Annotated in this window: 2 protein-coding genes; both read right to left on the bottom strand. The window is 37.5% G+C overall.

What is annotated here, in order from left to right:
- Positions 1-273: alpha/beta fold hydrolase (locus BZK14_RS07715; protein ID WP_143691404.1), on the bottom strand; the 273-nt coding region annotated here is incomplete at its 3' end.
- Between the two features lie 36 nt (positions 274-309).
- On the bottom strand, positions 310-1,013 hold a 704-nt coding region (locus BZK14_RS07710; protein ID WP_143691403.1), incomplete at its 5' end, for a MetQ/NlpA family ABC transporter substrate-binding protein.

Here is a 1,013-nt window from a genome sequence, read left to right as displayed (position 1 = left end):
AAAGCCAATAATATTCACCTCTTTTAACTGCATTGCTGTGATAAAAGCATAGAGATCATCCATCATGGTTTGATAATGAAATTGATCTGTTTGATCACTTAGTCCATGATTACGACTATCAATGGCATAACAAGTAAAATGATCAGCAAGTTTAGCAATGAGTGGATCAAAGGTATGATGATCTTCACCATTACCATGCAGGAAGATCAAGGGTTGCCCCTGACCTTGCTGTGTATAGAAAAGCTGAATGCCATTGACTTGTATATATGCCATTGAATTATCCTGAACGTGAATTTCTAGTTATGATAATCAATTTTCCCAAGCAGGTGGTAGATTATAAAATTCAGGGAAAGTTTTTTTCACGTAATCTTTATAATCTTGGCTATTCACAATCTCAATGATTGCTTTGGCCCAATCAGTATCTTTATTGTGATCAGCCACTACAATCCAATTCACAAATAATTTGCCTGGCTCAGTTTTTAGAATATCATTGTCTGGAATATTGGCATCTTGAGCAAAATTACCGTTGATGATGGCATATTCAACATCACTACGTGCTCGTACCACTTGCGGCGCATCAATGGCGAGGATTTCCACTTGTTGTGGATTGGCAATAATATCTTTCTCACCCACAATGATGGGATCGGCATTAGGATCTAATTGAATCCACCCTAAAGATTCTAGGATTCTTAAACCACGCGCAAAGTTTGTGACATTAGATGGAATGGCAATTTTGCTACCAGCTTTCACATCATCAAGAGATTGTGCTTTGGCTTTATAAATGGCTAAAGGTGCTGTTGGTACTTGCACCAATGGATATAAATTAGTTTTTGCTTGCACATTATATTCATCCAAATAAGGTTTGTGTTGGAATAGATTTAAATCAGCAGAACCATCCACAACGCTTTGGTTTGGCAAAATACCATTGGTGCTCTCTTTGAGATCATATTGATAGCCGCGCTTTTGTAATTCAGGGCCAATATAATGACGAATCATATCTGCGAAATCTCCAG

The organism is Wohlfahrtiimonas larvae (assembly GCF_002006755.1).
Classification (GTDB): Bacteria; Pseudomonadota; Gammaproteobacteria; order Cardiobacteriales; family Wohlfahrtiimonadaceae; genus Wohlfahrtiimonas; species Wohlfahrtiimonas larvae.
This window is presented reverse-complemented; position numbering and strand designations above follow the sequence as displayed.